Source organism: Gardnerella vaginalis 1500E (assembly GCF_000263595.1).
Taxonomy (GTDB): Bacteria; Actinomycetota; Actinomycetes; order Actinomycetales; family Bifidobacteriaceae; genus Bifidobacterium; species Bifidobacterium vaginale_E.
This window is the reverse complement of the sequence record NZ_ADES01000015.1, coordinates 1-615: the sequence shown is the minus strand read 5'-3', so window position 1 is coordinate 615 and position 615 is coordinate 1. Positions and strand designations below refer to the sequence as shown.

The 615-nt window shown below is 33.0% G+C and carries 1 protein-coding gene; it reads right to left on the bottom strand.

The annotated features are described in order from the left end of the window. Positions 1-573: hypothetical protein (locus CGSMWGV1500E_RS01170; protein WP_004129089.1), on the bottom strand; the 573-nt coding region annotated here is incomplete at its 3' end. Between the last annotated feature and the right edge of the window lie 42 nt (positions 574-615).

The window sequence follows — 615 nt, the reverse complement described above, 5'->3', positions numbered from 1 at the left end:
CTTCGCGCTAATTAAATTTTGCATCTCTGGGTTTTTTGATTTATAAATAAAAACTTCCATTGTGCTATTAATCTCATCATCATGAGAAGAATCCTCAGCAAAAGTTCTTAAGTCTTGTTTTTGCTTGTTCAATTCTGGGATTTGACTATAATCTGTATCATAAATTTTTTTATTGTCTTGCTGATAGTAATATTCATTTTGTAAGACTGTATAATTAAGTTGCGGATGTTTTAATTTATAAAATAGCATCCTTTTGATTTTCTGAAAATCTCCTTTTCCACCGTTACTAGCATACGTATCATTCGTAGCATTTTCGTTTTTTGAATATTTCCCTGTGGCTTTATCGGTTTTTCCTGGAGATTGTTTATGATGATCCATACATAAGGACCATTCTGAATCTGTTGTCCCATTTTCACTTATAACTTTTCTATGCTGACTAGCATCATATGCCTGATAAGTCTTATCAGTTTCACTTGCACTTGCACTTGCACTCACATTTAATGGAGCCATGCTTATAAGCATGACCACCGCCAGTAATAGGATCATCCATTTTTTTATTATTCTTGCTGTCATATTTATTCACCCCGCATTTTCATGTTGATGGCAACTAAAGTA